General features: G+C 59.0%; 16 protein-coding genes and 1 pseudogene. 3 read left to right on the top strand and 14 right to left on the bottom strand.

What is annotated here, in order from left to right; translation table 11 throughout:
* Positions 1-14 precede the first annotated feature (14 nt).
* The 3 genes from IFT99_RS03775 to IFT99_RS03765 all read right to left on the bottom strand — a co-directional run bounded on the left by IFT99_RS03775 (position 15) and on the right by IFT99_RS03765 (position 4060).
* Positions 15-1658 (bottom strand): Na/Pi cotransporter family protein, encoded by a 1644-nt coding sequence (locus IFT99_RS03775; RefSeq protein ID WP_065987902.1) that lies wholly within the window; start codon positions 1656-1658, stop codon positions 15-17.
* A gap of 260 nt (positions 1659-1918) precedes the next feature.
* Positions 1919-2686 carry a TerC family protein gene (locus IFT99_RS03770; protein WP_065987900.1) on the bottom strand — a complete coding sequence of 256 codons (768 nt, stop codon included), beginning with the start codon at positions 2684-2686 and terminating at the stop codon, positions 1919-1921.
* 66 nt (positions 2687-2752) lie between these two features.
* Positions 2753-4060, bottom strand: coding sequence for a CitMHS family transporter (locus IFT99_RS03765; protein ID WP_065987898.1), 1308 nt, complete (start codon positions 4058-4060; stop codon positions 2753-2755).
* Positions 4061-4381: 321 nt separating this feature from the next.
* Here IFT99_RS03765 and IFT99_RS03760 point away from each other — a divergent pair, with 321 nt between their 5' ends.
* The gene (locus IFT99_RS03760; RefSeq protein ID WP_192130538.1) at positions 4382-4783 is read left to right on the top strand and encodes a GFA family protein; all 402 of its coding nucleotides are present in this window, start codon (positions 4382-4384) and stop codon (positions 4781-4783) included.
* Between the two features lie 30 nt (positions 4784-4813).
* On the opposite strand, the gene IFT99_RS03755 is transcribed toward IFT99_RS03760, so the two are convergent.
* The 10 genes from IFT99_RS03755 to IFT99_RS03710 form a co-directional block, all read right to left on the bottom strand.
* On the bottom strand, positions 4814-6775 hold the full coding sequence (locus IFT99_RS03755) for a DUF7844 domain-containing protein (protein WP_192130537.1): 1962 nt from the start codon (positions 6773-6775) through the stop codon (positions 4814-4816).
* Complete coding sequence (locus tag IFT99_RS03750) at positions 6772-7092, bottom strand: DUF2388 domain-containing protein (RefSeq protein ID WP_065987895.1); 321 nt, start codon at positions 7090-7092, stop codon at positions 6772-6774. The genes IFT99_RS03755 and IFT99_RS03750 overlap by 4 nt, the downstream gene beginning before the upstream one ends.
* A 37-nt stretch (positions 7093-7129) precedes the next feature.
* On the bottom strand, positions 7130-7435 hold the full coding sequence (locus IFT99_RS03745; RefSeq protein WP_192130536.1) for a DUF2388 domain-containing protein: 306 nt from the start codon (positions 7433-7435) through the stop codon (positions 7130-7132).
* Between the two features lie 116 nt (positions 7436-7551).
* A complete protein-coding gene (locus IFT99_RS03740) occupies positions 7552-7869 on the bottom strand; it encodes a DUF2388 domain-containing protein (protein ID WP_133774179.1) in 318 nt (105 codons plus the stop codon).
* A gap of 365 nt (positions 7870-8234) precedes the next feature.
* Positions 8235-8450: a DUF1127 domain-containing protein gene (locus IFT99_RS03735; protein ID WP_093466716.1), complete on the bottom strand. Its 216-nt coding sequence runs from the start codon at positions 8448-8450 to the stop codon at positions 8235-8237.
* Positions 8451-8769: 319 nt separating this feature from the next.
* Positions 8770-10263, bottom strand: coding sequence for an acetyl-CoA hydrolase/transferase family protein (locus tag IFT99_RS03730; RefSeq protein ID WP_192130535.1), 1494 nt, complete (start codon positions 10261-10263; stop codon positions 8770-8772).
* A 186-nt stretch (positions 10264-10449) separates the two neighbouring features.
* The gene (locus IFT99_RS03725; RefSeq protein ID WP_192130534.1) at positions 10450-11895 is read right to left on the bottom strand and encodes an NAD(P)(+) transhydrogenase (Re/Si-specific) subunit beta; all 1446 of its coding nucleotides are present in this window, start codon (positions 11893-11895) and stop codon (positions 10450-10452) included.
* Positions 11895-12215 (bottom strand): NAD(P) transhydrogenase subunit alpha, encoded by a 321-nt coding sequence (locus IFT99_RS03720; RefSeq protein ID WP_074892477.1) that lies wholly within the window; start codon positions 12213-12215, stop codon positions 11895-11897. The genes IFT99_RS03725 and IFT99_RS03720 overlap by 1 nt, the downstream gene beginning before the upstream one ends.
* 11 nt (positions 12216-12226) lie before the next feature.
* On the bottom strand, positions 12227-13348 hold the full coding sequence (locus tag IFT99_RS03715; RefSeq protein ID WP_192130533.1) for a Re/Si-specific NAD(P)(+) transhydrogenase subunit alpha: 1122 nt from the start codon (positions 13346-13348) through the stop codon (positions 12227-12229).
* 425 nt (positions 13349-13773) lie between these two features.
* Positions 13774-14670 (bottom strand): LysR family transcriptional regulator, encoded by an 897-nt coding sequence (locus IFT99_RS03710; protein WP_192130532.1) that lies wholly within the window; start codon positions 14668-14670, stop codon positions 13774-13776.
* A gap of 173 nt (positions 14671-14843) precedes the next feature.
* Between IFT99_RS03710 and IFT99_RS03705 the strand changes: the two genes are divergently transcribed.
* A complete protein-coding gene (locus tag IFT99_RS03705; RefSeq protein ID WP_192130531.1) occupies positions 14844-16025 on the top strand; it encodes an acyl-CoA dehydrogenase in 1182 nt (393 codons plus the stop codon).
* A gap of 10 nt (positions 16026-16035) precedes the next feature.
* Positions 16036-17256 carry a CaiB/BaiF CoA transferase family protein gene (locus IFT99_RS03700; RefSeq protein WP_192130530.1) on the top strand — a complete coding sequence of 407 codons (1221 nt, stop codon included), beginning with the start codon at positions 16036-16038 and terminating at the stop codon, positions 17254-17256.
* 83 nt (positions 17257-17339) lie between these two features.
* On the opposite strand, the pseudogene IFT99_RS26080 reads toward IFT99_RS03700, so the two are convergent.
* Positions 17340-17638: pseudogene (locus tag IFT99_RS26080) on the bottom strand (hypothetical protein); the annotation flags it as partial.

Below are 17638 nucleotides of genomic sequence, written 5' to 3'. Positions count from 1 at the left end.
TGCGTTCACCACGATTAATCCGCGTTGCCCTCGCTGGACAAGGCGCCTGTGTCAGTGGTTTCAAGGACCGCGTAGGCGCTGCTGCAGAACAGCGAATTCAAGCGTTTCATGTCGGAAATCAGCTCCAGGTGCAGGGAACTGGTCTCGATGCTCTGCACGATCTTGCGTTGCAGCCTGCTGACATGGGCGTGGGCCAGGCGCCGCTCCTGTGCCCTGAAACGACGTTTCTCGCGCAACAACTGGCGCGCGCTTTCCGGGTCGCCGCTGAGGAAGACCGACAGGCCAAGACGCAGATTTGCCATCAGTTGCTCGTGCAGCCCGGACAGTTCTTCCAGGCCGACATCGGAAAACGACCGGCGCTGCGACGTCTTCTGCTGCTGGACCTTGCGCAGCATGCGCTCGATCAGCCCGCTGGCCAGCTCCAGGTTGATCGCAAGCTCGATGATCTCGGCCCAGCGGCGATTGTCCTGATCGCTGAGGTCGTCGCGGGGCATCTGCGCCAGGTACAACTTGATGGCGTTGTAGAGCACCTCGACATCATCGTTGAGCCGACGCACTTCCTGAGTGACCGCCGTCTGGTTGCCACGCAGCACCTCTTGCATGGCATTGAGCATGCTGTCGATCAGATCGCCCATGCGCAGGGTCTCGCGCACGGCATTGGCCAGCGCCAGGCTCGGCGTGGCGAGTGCGGTCAGGTCCAGATGGCGAGGCTTGGTCTGACCGTTGATCTCGGCCTGCTGCGGCAGAATCGACGCGCACAGGCGCCCCATCGGTCCCACCGTCGGCAGCATGATCAGGCAACGCAGCGAGTTGTAAATCACGTGGAAGCTGATGACCAGGCTCGACGGGCTGACGTTCAGCGTGTCCATCCAGGCCACCAGCGGGGTCAACACCGGAGTGATCAGCAACAGGCCGATCAGCTTGTACAACAGGCTGCCCAGCGCCACTTGCCGGCCGGCCACGTTTTGCATGCTGGTGCTGAGAAATGCCAACAGGCCGCTTCCGATGTTGGCGCCGATCACCAGGCCGATTGCCACCGGCAGGCTGATGATCTCCGCGCCTGCAAGCGTCGCGGTCAGCAGCACCGCCGCAAGGCTTGAATACGAGATCAGCGCGAACATGGCCCCGACCAGTGCGTCCAGCAGAAGGTCGCCCGTCAGTGACGCGAAAAGCACTTTCACCCCGGCGGCCTGGGTAATCGGCGCGGCGGCAGTAACGATCAACTGCAAGGCGAGAATGATCAGGCCCAGCCCGATGCCGACACGGCCCAGTTGGCCCACTCGGGTTTGTTTGCGCGACAGAAAGAAGACCACGCCCAGAAAGATCAGCAGTGGTGACAGCCACGACAGGTCGAATGTCAGGATTCGCGACATCACCGCAGTACCGACGTCGGCACCGAGCATGATGGCCAGCGCTGGCGTCAGGCCCATCAAGCCCTGGCCAACAAAGGACGTCACCAGCATCGCCGTGGCGTTACTGCTTTGCACCACGGCGGTGACCAAAATCCCCGCGACAAAGGCCAGCGGGCGTTTGGACATGTTCTGGCCAATGACCCGGCGCAGCTGCGAGCCATAGACGCGCAGAATGCCGGTCCGAACGATGTGTGTGCCCCAGATCAATAGCGCGACGGCGGAAAGCAAATCGAGCAGGGTCAGCATATGGAGAGCCCCCTGTAGGTTGCCCATCGGGCAAAGTTAAAAGGTCCAGCGTGTAGCGAGCGTAAGCGCTTGAGGTGCATCGACAGCGCGCTCAACTAAGCTTTAGTCGGCCTGTGGCCTTGATGCCAGCATGGCACAGCGGATTATTTCTTGAAACAAATCTGTCATAAATCAGGTGTTTGGACGCAGCACCTTCACGCCTTGCCAATAAAAAACGGGGCATTCACAGCCCCGTTGCTTTGACGTCTGTGCGGCGGACGTTATTGACCCGGCACGTCTTTGTGAAGTTTCACCGGGTCCTGCATCTTGCGCTTCTTCGCCATCGACGTGCGCATCTTGATGTTGATCGCTTCGACCGCCAGCGAGAACGCCATGGCGAAGTAGACGTAGCCCTTCGGCACATGCACATCGAACGACTCGGCAATCAGCACGGTACCCACGACGATCAGGAACGACAGCGCCAGCATCTTCAGCGATGGGTGCTTCTCGATGAAGTCGCTGATGACGCCCGCGCACAGCATCATGATCAGTACCGCCACGATGATCGCCGCGACCATCACCGGTACATGGGACACCATACCGACAGCGGTGATGACCGAATCCAGCGAGAATACGATGTCGATGATTGCAATCTGAAGGATGGTGTATAGGAACATGCCGCCCTTGCCTTTCGGCTCGTCCAGCGACTCTTCCTCGCCTTCCATGCCGTGATAGATCTCCTGCGAGCTCTTCCACAACAGAAACAGACCACCGAAGAACAGGATCAGGTCGCGTCCGGAAATGCCCTGCCCCCATACCACGAACAGGTCGTCGGTGAGGCGCATGACCCAGGTGATCGACAGCAGCAGCAGAATCCGCGTCACCATCGCCAGCGCCAGACCGAAGATACGGGTGCGCGGCTGCATCGCCTTGGGCATGCGGCTGACCAGGATCGAGATCATGATGATGTTGTCGATGCCCAGCACGATTTCCAGGGCAGTCAGCGTGAAGAAAGCAACCCAGATCTCAGGGTTGGTCAGCCATTCCATTACGTATTCCTTTAAGCGTTCGTATTCCCGCTGGCGCGGCGGCGCCAGAGGGAGCGTTGAGTTGCGTTATAGACTGCTGAAGAACGGGAAAATCCCCATCAGCAGCGCAGCGATCAGAATGCACACGCACACCAGCACGGCCCATTTGAGGGTAAAGCGCTGGTGGTCACCGAACTCGATGCCCGCCAGTGCCACCAGCAGATACGTCGACGGCACCAGCGGACTCAACAGGTGGACGGGCTGGCCGACGATCGAGGCACGTGCCATTTCCACCGGGCTGATGCCGTAATGCGAAGCAGCTTCGGCGAGGACCGGCAGCACGCCGTAGTAGAACGCATCATTGGACATGAAGAAGGTGAACGGCATGCTGACAACGGCAGTGATCACGGCCAGGTAAGGGCCCATCGCGTCCGGGATCACTGCCAGCAGGCTCTTCGACATCGCGTCCACCATTCCGGTGCCGGACAGGATACCGGTAAAGATCCCCGCAGCAAAAATCAGTCCGACCACCGCCAGCACGCTGCCGGCGTGGGCCGCTACGCGGTCTTTCTGCGCTTGCAGGCACGGGTAGTTGACGATCATGGCGATACTGAATGCGATCATGAACAGCACCGGCAGTGGCAGCAAGCCCATGATCAGCGCGACCATCAATACCAGCGTCAGAGCAGCGTTGAACCAGATCAGCTTGGGACGACGGGCTTCGGGAAACTGCGAAACGCTGATGTCGCTGTGGTCGACTTCGTCACCGGGCAGGTGCAGTTCACCCAGGCGCGCACGCTCGCGTTTGCCGTAGAAGTAGGCGATCACCAGGATTGCCACGACGCCCGCCAGCATTGCCGGGATCATGGGCACGAAGATGTCGGATGGATCGACATGCAGGGCGCTCGCCGCACGCGCGGTCGGGCCGCCCCATGGCGTCATGTTCATCACGCCGCCGGCCAGAATGATCAAGCCGGCCATGATGCGCGGGCTCATGCCCAGACGGCTGTACAGCGGCAACATGGCGGCCACGCAGATCATGTACGTCGTGGCGCCGTCACCGTCCAGCGAGACAACCAGCGCCAGCACCGCCGTACCGACCGACACTTTTACCGGGTCGCCCTTCACCAGCTTGAGGATCTTGCGCACGGCCGGGTCGAACAGCCCGGAGTCGATCATCAGTGCGAAATAAAGGATGGCGAACATCAGCATCACGCCCGTTGGCGCAAGCTTGGTGATGCCCGCAAGCATCATTGGGCCGATTTCCGAGGCGAAGCCTCCGAACAGGGCAAATACGATAGGAACGATGATCAAGGCAATCAGCGCTGACAGGCGCTTGCTCATGATCAGGTACATGAAGGCGACGACCATGGCGAAGCCGAGGAAGGTCAACATAGCAATACTCCAGCGTTACGCGGCGGGGAACAGACGAGACGAATCGATCAGCTCAAAACGAGCGGCGCGTGGAGTCGGGGATTACGGAGGGGGTACTGCAGGGCACATGCAAGCATCGGGAATCACCTAATTGTTGTTGTAGATGGGCCGGAGAACGTCAAGCGCGTTCGTCCTGGCCGACCGGTCTGTCGCCGGCGGTGAGGTGATGCTAAACGGGGAAGCTTTCAGCCAGCTTTCGCTGCACTTCGCGAGTTGACGATCGGGAATTTGAGTTATCGACCTCGGATGCGGTCAGACCCCTACATAACCTGGAGAATGCTCATGAGTGAATTGCATACCGGTGGATGCCATTGCGGCAATCTGCGTTACCAACTCGATGGCCCCGTGGATGACGTTGCCCACTGCCACTGTTCGATTTGTCGGCGCACGTCAGGCGGCATCGTGATGACGTGGACCAGCGTGCCGGTCGAAGCCTTCAAATGGCTGGCGGGCAGTCCCACTACTTATGATTCAGGTGCGACGTGTGTGAGGTATTTCTGCAATAACTGTGGGGCGCAGGTCGCACTGTTCAGCCGCAACAGTCCGGAGACCATGGACGTGACCATCGCGACTCTTGATCATCCGGAGCTGACGCCTGCCGATCGACACATCTGGACCGACAGCCGCCTGCCCTGGCTGCACCTGGACGAGCATTTGCCGGGTGAGCCCGGGGAAACTGCCTGAATCATTGCGGGCCGTGCCGCTGCGCAACGATCAAGGCAGCTCCAGCCCGCCCGATGCCTTGTGCAATGCCCGCAGGTGCTCGCCGACCTGCTTGAGGTTGTCTTCGGTCGCTGCAATCTCGGCGGCGCGGTCGGGATCAAGCAGCGCCCTCACCTCTGTGTCCAGATCGCCGCTGAGCCGTTGCAGCTGTTTCTGCCGCTGGCTGCTCTCGTTTTCCAGACGCTCCCACTCGCCTTCCTGCGGCAGACCGTAGCCGCCGCTGCCGAGCAATTCTGCGGGGCGACTCAAAAATCCGCTGTTGGCCAGAATGTCCTGCAGCGTGCCGGTCGCTTTGGACACGCCGTTGTCCTTCTGCTCCACGGCACTGAGGTATCGCTGCTTGACCTCATCCTGCGCCAGCAATAATTGACGACGCAGCCCGGCCTGCTCCAACAGCAACATTGCAGCGCTGGTGCGCAAATCGGCCTGCGCAAAGTAAGGGCGTCGCTCTTGCGGTGTCAGAGCCAGCCAGTCTTCCACTGTGGTTTGCTTGACGCTGGTGGTCTTGCGCAGCACATCGAACATCGCCTGATAACGGTCGCGGTACGAGTCGAAGCGGTAGCCCATGCGCAGCGCTTTCTTGGGATCGTCCAGCACGCTGGTGTCCGCCAGCCCCCTGCCCTTCAGCACTTCCAGAAGTCCGTTGGGCATGATGCTGTCCAGCCCGACAAGCCGCGGATCGTTAGTGCCACTGCGCAGCAACTTCAGGTTTTCCACCGCGCAGTTATTGGACAGGAACCAGTAATCCCCGTCATAGGCCCAGTGCATCTCCGCAGCGTGCTGAACCAGACCGTTGATCTCTTCACGGGACAGTTTCAGCGGGACCGAGGCCAGGCCGCGCAGTTCGGTCTTGGTGTACTCATCGATCACCTGACCCAGCGGCAGGACAAACAGGCGCGACGGATACTTGCCGGTCAGGCCGCTCCAGCTGGACAGTTGCAGGTCGTTGACAAAAGCGCGATACGACAGCACCAAATGCTGATCAAGGTCGAGTCGGCAGTCGGGGCCACGCGGGCGACCGGGCTTGCAGATCACCAGCCGCAACATGCTATGGCCCCAACGGCTCGCCAGATTCTGGTTGGCCTCGGCCAGCAGGTAATCGACTTCGTACACCCGCTCGGGGTCGAGCTTGCCCAACGGCTGTCGGGCGAAGTCGTTTCCGGCGTTGAGGTAAGGATAGGACGTCGGACACTGATCCTTCGTCGCGGGCGCCCAGTCGAAACGAGCCTTGTAATAGTCGTACAGCGCCGGACGGCGACAGGCGTAGGCGGGATCGAGGAGGAAATACTCCATGTTCACCGCAACGAATTCCAGCGGGCTGCTGATTTCGTAGATGTCCGGGCTGCGCGCGACCTGGCCGTTGCGCTCTTCCCTGTCTCCGCGGCGGCCGACGTATTGCGGCCATCCCGCCAGATCCAGAAGGCGCGGATCATCACTCAACGTGAAGCGTCGGTCGGTCTGTCCCCGGCAACTGTCACGCAGGCCGACTTTGCCCACGCTCTTGCCCTGCCGGGTACACGCGACAATCAGCTTGCGGTCTTCAGTGGACCAGAGCTGCGCGTGATCATAAATGTGGGTCAGCTCATGCAGCACCGTGGCGAGCATTTCTTCGCGCACGGTGCCATGAGGACGGTTGGTTCGGGTCGTTGCAGCACTGCCGTCGGTCAGGCCTGCGAGCAGGTGCTGATTCAGGTCCAGACGGTAAGGGCCGTCTGCACGACCGTAGGCATTGGACGGCATGTCGTCGGTCCAATGCACTTCGACCTTTCTATCAAGCTTGCTGACAAACAGTGGCGGCAGGTGCGCCATGGCTTCGTCGAGCAATGTCTGGCTGGCCTTTTGTTGAGCAGGACTGAGCCCGTCGGTATGCAGCGACAGGCTGAGGTCGGCGAAGGCGCTCGTGCAGATCAGCGAGAGCGCCGACGTCAGCAGCCAGACAGCGAGGTGTTTCACAGTGCGAGGATGGCCTCGGCGAGGTCCTGATCGCTGGCGTTGCGCGCTTCAGGCAAACGATCGCGCAATGTCATGAAGGCTGCGTCGAGCAGTGCGCCATGGATATCACCGTTGCTGGCGACGTAGCTGGCGGCGTCGTCACGGGCTTCAAGCACGAGTTTCCAGTTGCGCACGGATGAGGTGGTGTCGGAGGTGAAATCGATGCTGCGGCCGAGGGCGCGAACGACGATGTTACTGGTGGCCTTCAGGGTTTGCGCCTGTGCCATGTCAGTCAGCAAGAGCAGGCCGAGGGCGGCAGCGATCAACGGGGTACGCATGGAACGTCTCCAAAATACGGAAGTTACAAAAAAGTGACTATTGGACGAGGATTGCCTGCGCCAGTTCAAGGTCGCTTGCATGAAGTTTTGGATGGGATTGACGCAGGTACGCCAGCGCCGATTCCAGTCGTGCTCCTCGCAGTTGGCCGTCACTGGCGACAAACACTGCAGCATCATCCTGGGCGGCAATTATCAACTTGCTATCGAACGGCCCTGTCGTCACCTGGCTGGTGGCGTATCCGGTTTTGACCAGGCTCTGTGTGGTCACGTCAAACGCCAGAACCTGAGTGGAAATACTCAAGGTGGCGATGACAGCAAGCACTGGGCGAGACAACGGATGCATGGCTATTCAGGGCTGTTCGGGGTCTGCGGTATGGGTTGCAAGGCTAGCGCAACACCCGGGCCAGAGCTAGTGCAAAGGCCCGGGCGTGGGCTGGATAAATCTGTCGCGGTACTGAATCAGATGGCAAGAATCGCCTGCGCCAGCTGCGCATCCGACGCTTGCAGGCCCGGTGCAACCTCGCGGATGTGTTGCAAGGCGCCCTGAAGCTTCACGCCACGGATCTCGCCTTCGCTGGCAACGAAGCTTGCAGCGTCGTCGCGGGCGGCCAGGACGATCTTGTCGTCATGAAAGGAGGAGGAAATTTTTGACGTGGCATTGGACGAAGCATCGAGCGCACGGACAATGGTGTCGGTGGTGACCACGAAACTGGAAGCCTGGGCTCCAGTGGCGGCAACGATCAGGAAAGCGGCACTTAACAGACGAACGCGGGACATCATGTAGGCACTCCAAAATAACGGGATTCGAAAACCACTGACGCTTAAATCGGAAGCTCAGCGATAGCTGTCTCGCGAGTGCGTGCTCAAGGTGGCGCAAGATTAGCTTATAAGCGGGCGCGCGAACCATCCCGGCCTTATGCCAGTCGCCGCGATACGGCCCATACCCGCTAAAATCCCACGTAACTATTAGGCTGTATGGGTGTGTTGAAAAGGTTATGGAAACTGTACGGGTTGGGGTTGCCTGGCTATTTCTCCCGGCCTGAAGCGACAAAACCCGTCAGCAGTAACCTGCTGACGGGTTTTGTTTGAACAATTCAGGATGCTGGTGAGAGGCACGTAGCCTGCGACCAGCAGACGCTAGATTAGCGCCAGAACGGCTTGCTCAGCTCTTCGTAACGCTGGGATTCGCTGATACCGGCGTCAGCCAGCAAGCGTGCATCCAGACGAGCCAGCTGATGACGGCTGGACAGGCGACGCTGCCAAAGCATCAGGTTGGCGAACATGCGCAGCGGCAACGAGGCTTGTGCGGTTTTTGCGGTGTCTTCGTAGAACAGTTCGGAACTGACGGTGCGTTCCATGATGCTTCTTCCTTCCGCTTGTGGCGGGATTAGAGAGTGACTTGATTGGTGACAATATTCCTCTCATTACCCTTCTCTCTCTAGACACAGTTCATTTGTATTGTGCTGCTCCAGTTAACTGTTAAAGACCACTGTTTTGTTCGGAAGTGGGGCAACTGTACGGGTCTGCACCAGAAGTGTGCTTTTTGGATACTCGCACGGATGATTTGCGGTTTTACATCAGCCAAATCACCCGTACAGCAGTACAGTTTTTGCCGGATTTGCGTTCAGTTCGCGAACTGTGACGACGAAAGGTCGCCGCCACGTTGAAACTGTGTGTTCAGATCGCCAACATGCGGCCGGTTTCTTCCAGGTTCAGGTGCCAACTGAGTGCGTCGCGCAGAACGTGCGGAGTGTGACCGCCAATTGCGCAGGCGCGGCGGAAGTAGTCATTCAGCGCCTCGCGATAGGCCGGGTGCACACAGTTGTCGATGATGACCCGGGCGCGTTCGCGGGGCGCCAGGCCGCGCAGGTCTGCCAGTCCGATCTCTGTCACCAGAATGTCCACGTCGTGCTCGGTGTGGTCTACATGGCTGACCATAGGCACCACACTTGAGATCGCCCCGGCTTTGGCGATGGACTTGGTCACGAAAATGGCGAGATGGGCGTTACGCGCGAAATCCCCCGAACCCCCGATCCCGTTCATCATCCGCGTGCCACCCACGTGTGTGGAGTTGACGTTGCCGTACAGGTCGAACTCCAGGGCGGTGTTGATACCAATGATGCCCAAGCGGCGGACAACCTCTGGATGGTTCGAGATTTCCTGAGGCCGCAATAACAGTCTGGATCTGTACTGCTCGAGGTTTTCATAGACCGCAGCATGCTTACGTTCCGACAGCGTCATGGAGCAGCCCGAAGCAAAATCCAGCTTGCCCGCCTCGAACAGGTCGAACGTTGAGTCCTGCAGCACTTCCGAATACATGGTCATGCCATGAAAGGGCGAATCGATCAGCCCTGTCATGACGGCATTGGCGATCGTGCCTACCCCGGCCTGCAGCGGCATCAGCTGATTGGTCAGGCGGTTCAGCCGCACTTCGTTCTTGAAAAACTCGACCAAGTGGCCCGCGATAGCCTGAGTGTCGGTGTCTGCCGGCAATACCGTCGACGGCGAGTCCGGTTGATTGCTGATCACGATCCCCACGATCTTGGCCGGATCGATCTTCACGGCCTGGCTGCCGATTCGGGTGTCCGTCTTCAGCACCGGGATCGGCAGGCGTGTTGGTCGGTAAGTGGGTATATAGATGTCATGCAGTCCCTCGAGCTCCAGAGGCTGGGCGAGGTTGATCTCGATGATCACGTGTTCAGCAAGGATGGCGAAGCTCGCCGAGTTGCCAACGGACGTGCTGAGCACCAGGTGCCCTTCCTCGGTGATCGCCACACATTCAATCACGGCGATATCCACGGCCTTGATCTGGCGATTGCGCAACTGCTCGACGGTGTCCGACAGATGCTGGTCGATGAACATCACGGTGCCGTCGTTGATGGCCTTGCGCAGGGTGCTGTCGACCTGAAACGGCATGCGCCGGGAGAGCACGCCGGCTTCGGTGAGTTGCTTGTCCAAATCGTTGCCCAGGCTGGCGCCCGTCATCAGGCTGATCTTCAGCGGAACTGTCTTGGCGCGTTCAGCCAGCGCCTGGGGTACGGCCTTGGCTTCGCCGGCGCGGGTGAAGCCGCTCATGCCGACGGTCATGCCGTCCTTGATCAGGGAAGCGGCGTCGGCCGCGCTCATTATCTTGCTCATCAGCGAGGGCAGACGGATTCGTTCACGGTGCATGTTGTTTGATCTCATGACAAAGATGCGTGAGCGAAGTCTAGAGAGTTGAAGCTTGTTCGTCCCGCTACCAAGGTCGCAATAAAGGCTCTAATTAGCGCCTCTGCGCGAGAAACACTTTTACCCAGGCTGTAAAAAACCCTCGACCACTACCTGCGCCGAGGGTTGTTTTATTGCGGTTTGCAGCGGTTATTCGATCGCTTTGACCATGTCCTCGATAACCTTTTTGGCGTCACCAAAAACCATCATGGTTTTGTCCAGATAGAACAGTTCGTTATCCAGGCCTGCATAGCCGCTGGCCATGGAGCGCTTGTTGACGATGATGGTCTTGGCCTTGTACGCCTCAAGGATCGGCATGCCGGCAATCGGCGACTTTGGATCGTTCTTGGCCGCCGGATTGACCACATCGTTGGCGCCAAGCACCAGGACGACATCCGCCTGACCGAATTCGGAGTTGATGTCCTCCATCTCGAACACCTGATCGTAAGGCACCTCGGCCTCCGCCAGCAGTACGTTCATGTGCCCCGGCATCCGACCGGCCACCGGATGGATCGCGTACTTCACCGTGACGCCCGCGTGGGTCAGCTTTTCTGTCAACTCTTTAAGCGCGTGTTGGGCTCGAGCGACTGCCAGCCCGTATCCCGGCACGATGATCACGGTATCAGCGTTGGTCAGCAGGAAGGTCGCGTCGTCAGCCGATCCCGATTTGACCGGGCGGGCTTCCTTGGTGCCGCTCGCGGCACCGGCATCTGCTGCGCCACCAAAGCCGCCACCGATCACGTTGAAGAACGAGCGGTTCATCGCCTTGCACATGATGTACGACAGAATCGCACCGGAGGAGCCAACCAGCGAGCCGGCGATGATCAGCATCGAGTTGTTCAGCGAGAAGCCAATACCCGCTGCTGCCCAGCCTGAGTAACTGTTGAGCATCGACACCACGACGGGCATGTCTGCGCCACCAATCGGAATGATCAGCAGCACGCCGATCACGAACGCGAGGATCAGCATGATGCTGAACGCGAACAGGCTGCCCGTCAGCATGAACGTGATGCCGAACAGCAGTGTTGCCAAGCCCAGAATCAGATTGAGTTTGTGCTGACCGGCAAACTGCACCGGCGCGCCCTGAAACAAGCGGAACTTGTACTTGCCCGACAACTTGCCAAAGGCGATAACCGAACCCGAGAAAGTGATCGCGCCGATTGCCGCGCCAAGAAACAGCTCCAGGCGGTTGCCCGCAGGAATCGGATCGCCCAGGTGGTGAACGATGCCCAGCGACTGTGGCTCGACCACGGCAGCGATGGCGATAAACACGGCTGCCAGACCAATCATGCTGTGCATGAAGGCGACCAGCTCCGGCATCTTGGTCATCTCGACGCGCTTGGCCATGATCGAACCGGCAGTGCCACCGACCAGCAGACCGATAAGGATGTAGCCGATGCCTGCGCTGGCACCGTCGGTGGACAACGCGGCCAGTTTGAGCACGAGTCCGATCGTGGTGAGAACAGCCAGCCCCATACCGAGCATGCCGAACAGGTTGCCTCGACGCGATGTGGTCGGGTGAGACAAGCCCTTCAGCGCCTGGATGAAGCAGATGGCCGAGACCAGGTACAGCAATGTGACGAGGTTCATGCTCATTACTTGGCTACCTCGTCTTTAACCTTGGGCGCTTTCTTTTTGAACATCTCCAGCATCCGCCGGGTGACCAGAAAACCGCCGAAGACGTTAACGGCGGCCAGCGCGACCGCCAGTGTGCCCATGGTTTTGCCCAGTGGCGTTACTGTCAGCGCTGCGGCCAGCATGGCGCCGACGATGACGATGGCCGAGATAGCGTTAGTAACCGCCATCAACGGGGTATGCAGCGCAGGCGTCACGTTCCAGACCACGTGGTAGCCGACATAAATGGCCAGCACGAAAATGATCAGGTTGTAGATCCCGGGTGAGATGAACTCTTCCATTATTTTTATCCTCAGCCGTTCTTGCGGATGACTTGGCCATCGCGGCACATAAGGCACGCGGCAACGATGTCGTCTTCGAGGTTGATCTGGAACTGTCCTTCCTGGTTGAAGAGCAGCTTCATGAAGTCCAGCAGGTTGCGTGCATAAAGAGCAGACGCATCCGCCGCGACCATGGCAGGCAGATTCGTGTGGCCGACGATGGTTACGCCGTGCTCGACTACCACTTGGTCTGCCACTGTCAGCGGGCAGTTGCCGCCCTGCGCTGCAGCCAGATCAATCACCACCGAGCCGGGTTTCATCTGCGCGACCGTTTCAGCGCTCAACAGCACCGGCGCTTTGCGACCGGGAATCAGCGCCGTGGTGATCACGATGTCCGCCTGCCTGGCGCGCTCATGCACGGCCACTGCCTGACGCTGCATCCAACTGGCCGGCATCGGGCGGGCGTAACCGCCGACGCCCACGGCAGCCTCGCGCTCTTCGTCTGTCTCGTACGGCACGTCGACGAACTTGGCCCCTAGCGACTCGATCTGCTCCTTGACGGCCGGACGTACGTCGGAAGCCTCAATGACCGCACCCAGACGTTTGGCAGTGGCGATGGCCTGGAGCCCCGCAACGCCCGCGCCGAGAATCAGCACCCGGGCTGCTTTCACCGTACCGGCCGCTGTCATCAGCATGGGCATGAAGCGTGGGTAGTGATGCGCTGCCAACAGGACAGCCTTATAGCCGGCAATGTTGGCTTGGGAAGACAGCACGTCGAGGCTTTGCGCGCGCGAGGTGCGTGGCGCCGCTTCGAGGGCAAAGGCGGTGATCCCGCGCTCGGCCAGCCTGGTGATCATGTCGTTATTGAAAGGATTGAGCATCCCGACAACTACTGCGCCGCTTTTGATCAGCGGGAGTTCAGCGTCGCTGGGAGCGGAGACCTTGAGAATGAGTTCGGCACCGAATGCATCGGCGGCGCTGCCCACCAAGGCGCCTGCTGCCTCATAGGCACTGTCGGTCACGCTCGCCGCAATGCCCGCGCCGTTCTGAACAGTTACTGTGTGGCCTTGGGCGATGAGCTTTTTGATGGTCTCGGGAGTGGCGGCGACCCGGGTTTCACCAAGCTGGGTTTCGAGGGGGACTCCAATGTGCACGTCAAATCTCCTGCGTGATCTTATTGTCTTTAATGAGGCCAGCGCGCTACGGCCCGGGGGCTGGAATTGCGATCACTACGCCCGTTAAAGCAGCCGGGCGCGGCATTTTGCAGGGGATGTCAGAGGCCTTCAAGGGTTTCTGTAACTGAACGAAAAATGTACTACAAGTCACCCTGTGACCGATTGACGCACTAAATCGCACAAGTGCCTGATGCTAATGATCTTTTATGAATTTTGAGTCCGCAGATGGCTTCCGACGACGAGGTTATCAAATGACCTAAAAACAGGCTGGAGGGCTCTATTCGTATGACTATTGGGGCGTTAGGGTCTGAGCTGAGAAGTGTGTCGTAAATGCGACAAATCAGGATATCTGTAGGTTTTTAGGTGTGAGCACTACATGAAATCTTCAAGACGCAGATGAGCGTTTAAGGCAGCGAGTAAGTGTCGGCCTGTTGAATCAGCCAGTCGCGAAACGCTTTCAGGGACGCCGATTCCGTTTTGCGCTCCGGAATCATCAAGTAGTACGCCTTGGTGCTCGAGAGATGGTGCGGGTTGGCAATCACCAGGCGCTTCTCGGCCAGTTCATGCTGAATAAGAAACGGCGGGATGAGCGCCACACCCATGTCGTGCATGGCGGCCTGCGCGAGCATTGAGAATAGCTCGTAACGGGGGCCTGTCATGTCGCGGGCCACGCCCATGTCCAGCGAGTTGAACCATTGCCTCCAGGCGTACGGCCGAGTGGTCTGTTGCAGCAGCGGCATCTCAGCCAGTTCTTGAGCGCTGATGCTGTGGCGTCCCCCAAGCAGCACGGGGCTGCAGACTGGCATCGGGTTTTCGCCCATCAGTCTGTGGGATTCGGTACCGGACCAGTCAGCATCCCCAAAATAGATCGCCGCGTCGAATTCGGTGTCCGCGAACAAAAAGGGGCGCGTGCGGTTGGTCAGGTTGATAGTGACGTCAGAGTGTTTCTTCTGAAAATCTTTCAGGCGCGGCAGTAGCCATTGCGTGCCGAATGTAGGCACCACCGCGAGTTCGATCGCATTGACGCCCTGATGACCCATCACTGACAAGGTGTCGCGTTCAACGGCATCGAGTTGCGTCGCAATGCGTCGGCTGTAGGAAAGGCCCGCCTCTGTGAGCTTTACGCCCCGTCGCGAGCGTCGGAACAGGCCGACATTCAAGAACTCTTCCAGGCTGGCGATCTGTCGGCAGATCGCGCTCTGGGTCAGCGAAAGCTCTTCGGCCGCCTTGGTGAAGCTTTCGTGCCGCGCCGCTGCCTCGAAGCTTACCAACGCAGCGGTGCTAGGGATTTTACGGCGCATGTACCTTTGCCTCACACGGAAGGGCGGACAGACTGCTAATTGGTGTGCTTCGGAGTGAGAAATTAGCACAAGATGATGCGAAATTGTCGTTTGCTCCTTTGAAGGGTTCAGGCCTAGGCTCGCTCCATTACTTTTCCGGCAGGTCCGGAAGCGCATTGGGTGAGGAGAGAATCATGAGCGGCAAGGCAAGTTTCAGTTGGATCGATCCCCTGTTGCTGGACCAGCAACTCACCGAAGAAGAGCGCATGGTCCGCGACAGCGCCGAGCAGTTCGCCAGCGACAAACTGGCGCCGCGTGTGCTTGAGGCCTTCCGGCATGAAAAGACAGATCCAGCGATCTTCCGCGAGATGGGTGAGATAGGTCTTCTCGGAGCCACGATCCCGGAGCAGTACGGCGGTAGCGGTCTGAACTACGTGTGTTACGGCTTGATCGCTCGCGAGGTCGAGCGCGTTGATTCCGGCTACCGCTCGATGATGAGCGTGCAGTCCTCCCTGGTCATGGTGCCTATCAACGAATTCGGCACTGAAGCGCAAAAACAGAAGTACCTGCCAAAACTCGCCTCCGGTGAATGGATCGGTTGCTTCGGCCTCACCGAACCCAATCATGGTTCGGATCCGGGCGCGATGATCACCCGCGCGCGGACCGTCGAAGGCGGCTATCGACTGACCGGTAGCAAAATGTGGATCACCAATAGCCCGATCGCCGACGTGTTCGTTGTCTGGGGCAAAGATGACGCTGGGGACATCCGCGGCTTCGTATTGGAAAAAGGCTGGCAAGGCCTGACTGCTCCAGCGATTCACGGCAAAGTCGGCCTTCGCGCTTCGATCACCGGCGAGATCGTGATGGACAACGTGTTCGTGCCGGAAGAGAACATCTTCCCGGACGTCCGTGGTCTAAAAGGGCCTTTCACGTGCCTGAACTCCGCCCGCTACGGCATCTCTTGGGGCGCCTTGGGGGCTGCCGAGTTTTGCTGGCACACCGCGCGTCAATACACGCTGGACCGCCAACAGTTCGGCCGTCCGCTCGCAGCTAATCAGCTGATTCAGAAAAAGCTCGCAGACATGCAGACCGAGATCACGTTGGCGCTTCAAGGCTGCCTGCGTCTTGGCCGGATGAAGGACGAGGGCACCGCAGCCGTGGAAATCACCTCCATCATGAAACGCAACTCCTGCGGCAAGTCGCTGGACATCGCGCGTATGGCCCGTGACATGCTGGGCGGCAACGGCATTTCTGATGAGTTCGGTATCGCCAGGCATCTGGTCAACCTGGAAGTGGTCAATACCTACGAAGGTACTCATGATGTCCATGCGCTCATCCTGGGGCGCGCGCAGACCGGCATCCAGGCCTTCTATTAAGGAGCCTGCAATGGGCGCTTTATCGCATTTGCGTGTGCTGGACTTGTCTAGGGTGCTCGCCGGCCCGTGGGCAGGACAGATTCTGGCTGACCTGGGTGCGGAGGTGATCAAGGTCGAGCGCCCGGGCAATGGCGACGACACGCGCGCCTGGGGACCGCCCTTTCTGAAGGATCCGCGCGGAGAAAACACGTCCGAAGCTGCCTACTACCTGTCTGCCAACCGTAACAAACAGTCCGTCACCATAGACTTCACTCAGCCTGAAGGGCAGAGGCTGGTTAGGGAGCTGGCGGCGAGGTCCGATATCGTCATCGAGAACTTCAAGGTTGGCGGATTGAAGGCTTACGGTCTGGACTACGAATCGCTGCAGTTGGAAAATCCCAGGCTCATCTATTGCTCGATTACCGGGTTCGGTCAGACGGGGCCCTACGCCAAGCGGGCAGGTTACGACTTCATGATCCAAGGGCTCGGTGGGCTAATGAGCCTTACCGGCCGGGCCGAGGGTGAAGATGGCGGGGGGCCGGTCAAGGTCGGCGTGGCGCTGACGGATATTCTGACAGGGCTGTATTCGACCTCCGCGATTCTTGCTGCTCTGGCGCATCGGGATCAGGGAGGGGTTGGTCAGCACATCGATATGGCATTGCTGGATGTGCAGGTCGCCTGCCTCGCGAATCAGGCGATGAATTACCTGACGACAGGCGTCTCCCCAAGGCGACTGGGTAATGCTCATCCGAACATCGTGCCCTACCAGGATTTTCCCACTGCCGACGGCGATTTCATTCTCACGGTTGGGAACGACAGCCAGTTCCGCAAATTCGCAGAAGTGGCCGGGCAACCGCAGTGGGCCGTCGATCCGCGATTTGCGACTAATAAGCAGCGCGTGGCGCATCGTGCCGAGCTGATCCCGCTGATTCGGCAGGCCACCGTCTTCAAGACCACGGCCGAATGGGTCATGGCGTTGGAAGGGGCTGGCGTACCGTGTGGGCCTATCAATGATGTCGCCCAGGTATTCGCAGATCCGCAGGTGCAGTTCCGCGGTTTGCAGGTGCACTTGCCGCATGCGTTGGGCGGGACGGTTCCTCAAGTCGCCAGCCCTATCCGTTTATCAGCGACGCCTGTTGAATATCGGCGTGCGCCGCCGTTGTTGGGAGAGCATACGTGGGAGGTTCTCACCGGCGTACTGGGCTTATTAGACGCTGATGTGATGAAGCTGCGCGAAGCGGGTGTTGTTTAAGAGCTAATGCTCTGGCGGGTCTGATTGGCTGGTCTCTATATAAATAGAAGGAAGTACAGGATTTCATTGGAGTTTTAGCTTTTTCAGTAAAAGTTCAAATTAGGTGTTGACGCCCCTCTGGATCTGTCTATAATTCGCCCCACTTCCGGCGCAGACGAAACGGAAAACTCCTTGATAATCAAAGAGTTGGACGAAGTAAGCAGCGAGGAGTGCTTAGGTTCAGATGCTTGAGTCGACAGCGGTGAAAAAGGCAGTTGACAGCAGGTTGTAACGCTGTAGAATTCGCCTCCCGCTGACGTGAGACGCCAAGTCGAACGAAGCGCAAGTGGTTGAAGTTGATCAGGAAACTTTGAAAACTTCTTAAAATAACCGCTTGACAGAT

Source organism: Pseudomonas sp. CFBP 8772, from assembly GCF_014841665.1.
Classification (GTDB): Bacteria; Pseudomonadota; Gammaproteobacteria; order Pseudomonadales; family Pseudomonadaceae; genus Aquipseudomonas; species Aquipseudomonas graminis_B.
This window is presented reverse-complemented; position numbering and strand designations above follow the sequence as displayed.

Coding starts and splice junctions, on each gene's coding strand:
- IFT99_RS03775 (WP_065987902.1), bottom strand. CDS start 1,658: ATGCTGACCCTGCTCGATTTGCTTTCCGCCGTCGCGCTATTGATCTGG.
- IFT99_RS03770 (WP_065987900.1), bottom strand. CDS start 2,686: ATGGAATGGCTGACCAACCCTGAGATCTGGGTTGCTTTCTTCACGCTG.
- IFT99_RS03765 (WP_065987898.1), bottom strand. CDS start 4,060: ATGTTGACCTTCCTCGGCTTCGCCATGGTCGTCGCCTTCATGTACCTG.
- IFT99_RS03760 (WP_192130538.1), top strand. CDS start 4,382: ATGAGTGAATTGCATACCGGTGGATGCCATTGCGGCAATCTGCGTTAC.
- IFT99_RS03750 (WP_065987895.1), bottom strand. CDS start 7,092: ATGCGTACCCCGTTGATCGCTGCCGCCCTCGGCCTGCTCTTGCTGACT.
- IFT99_RS03745 (WP_192130536.1), bottom strand. CDS start 7,435: ATGCATCCGTTGTCTCGCCCAGTGCTTGCTGTCATCGCCACCTTGAGT.
- IFT99_RS03740 (WP_133774179.1), bottom strand. CDS start 7,869: ATGTCCCGCGTTCGTCTGTTAAGTGCCGCTTTCCTGATCGTTGCCGCC.
- IFT99_RS03735 (WP_093466716.1), bottom strand. CDS start 8,450: ATGGAACGCACCGTCAGTTCCGAACTGTTCTACGAAGACACCGCAAAA.
- IFT99_RS03730 (WP_192130535.1), bottom strand. CDS start 10,263: ATGCACCGTGAACGAATCCGTCTGCCCTCGCTGATGAGCAAGATAATG.
- IFT99_RS03725 (WP_192130534.1), bottom strand. CDS start 11,895: ATGAGCATGAACCTCGTCACATTGCTGTACCTGGTCTCGGCCATCTGC.
- IFT99_RS03720 (WP_074892477.1), bottom strand. CDS start 12,215: ATGGAAGAGTTCATCTCACCCGGGATCTACAACCTGATCATTTTCGTG.
- IFT99_RS03710 (WP_192130532.1), bottom strand. CDS start 14,670: ATGCGCCGTAAAATCCCTAGCACCGCTGCGTTGGTAAGCTTCGAGGCA.
- IFT99_RS03705 (WP_192130531.1), top strand. CDS start 14,844: ATGAGCGGCAAGGCAAGTTTCAGTTGGATCGATCCCCTGTTGCTGGAC.
- IFT99_RS03700 (WP_192130530.1), top strand. CDS start 16,036: ATGGGCGCTTTATCGCATTTGCGTGTGCTGGACTTGTCTAGGGTGCTC.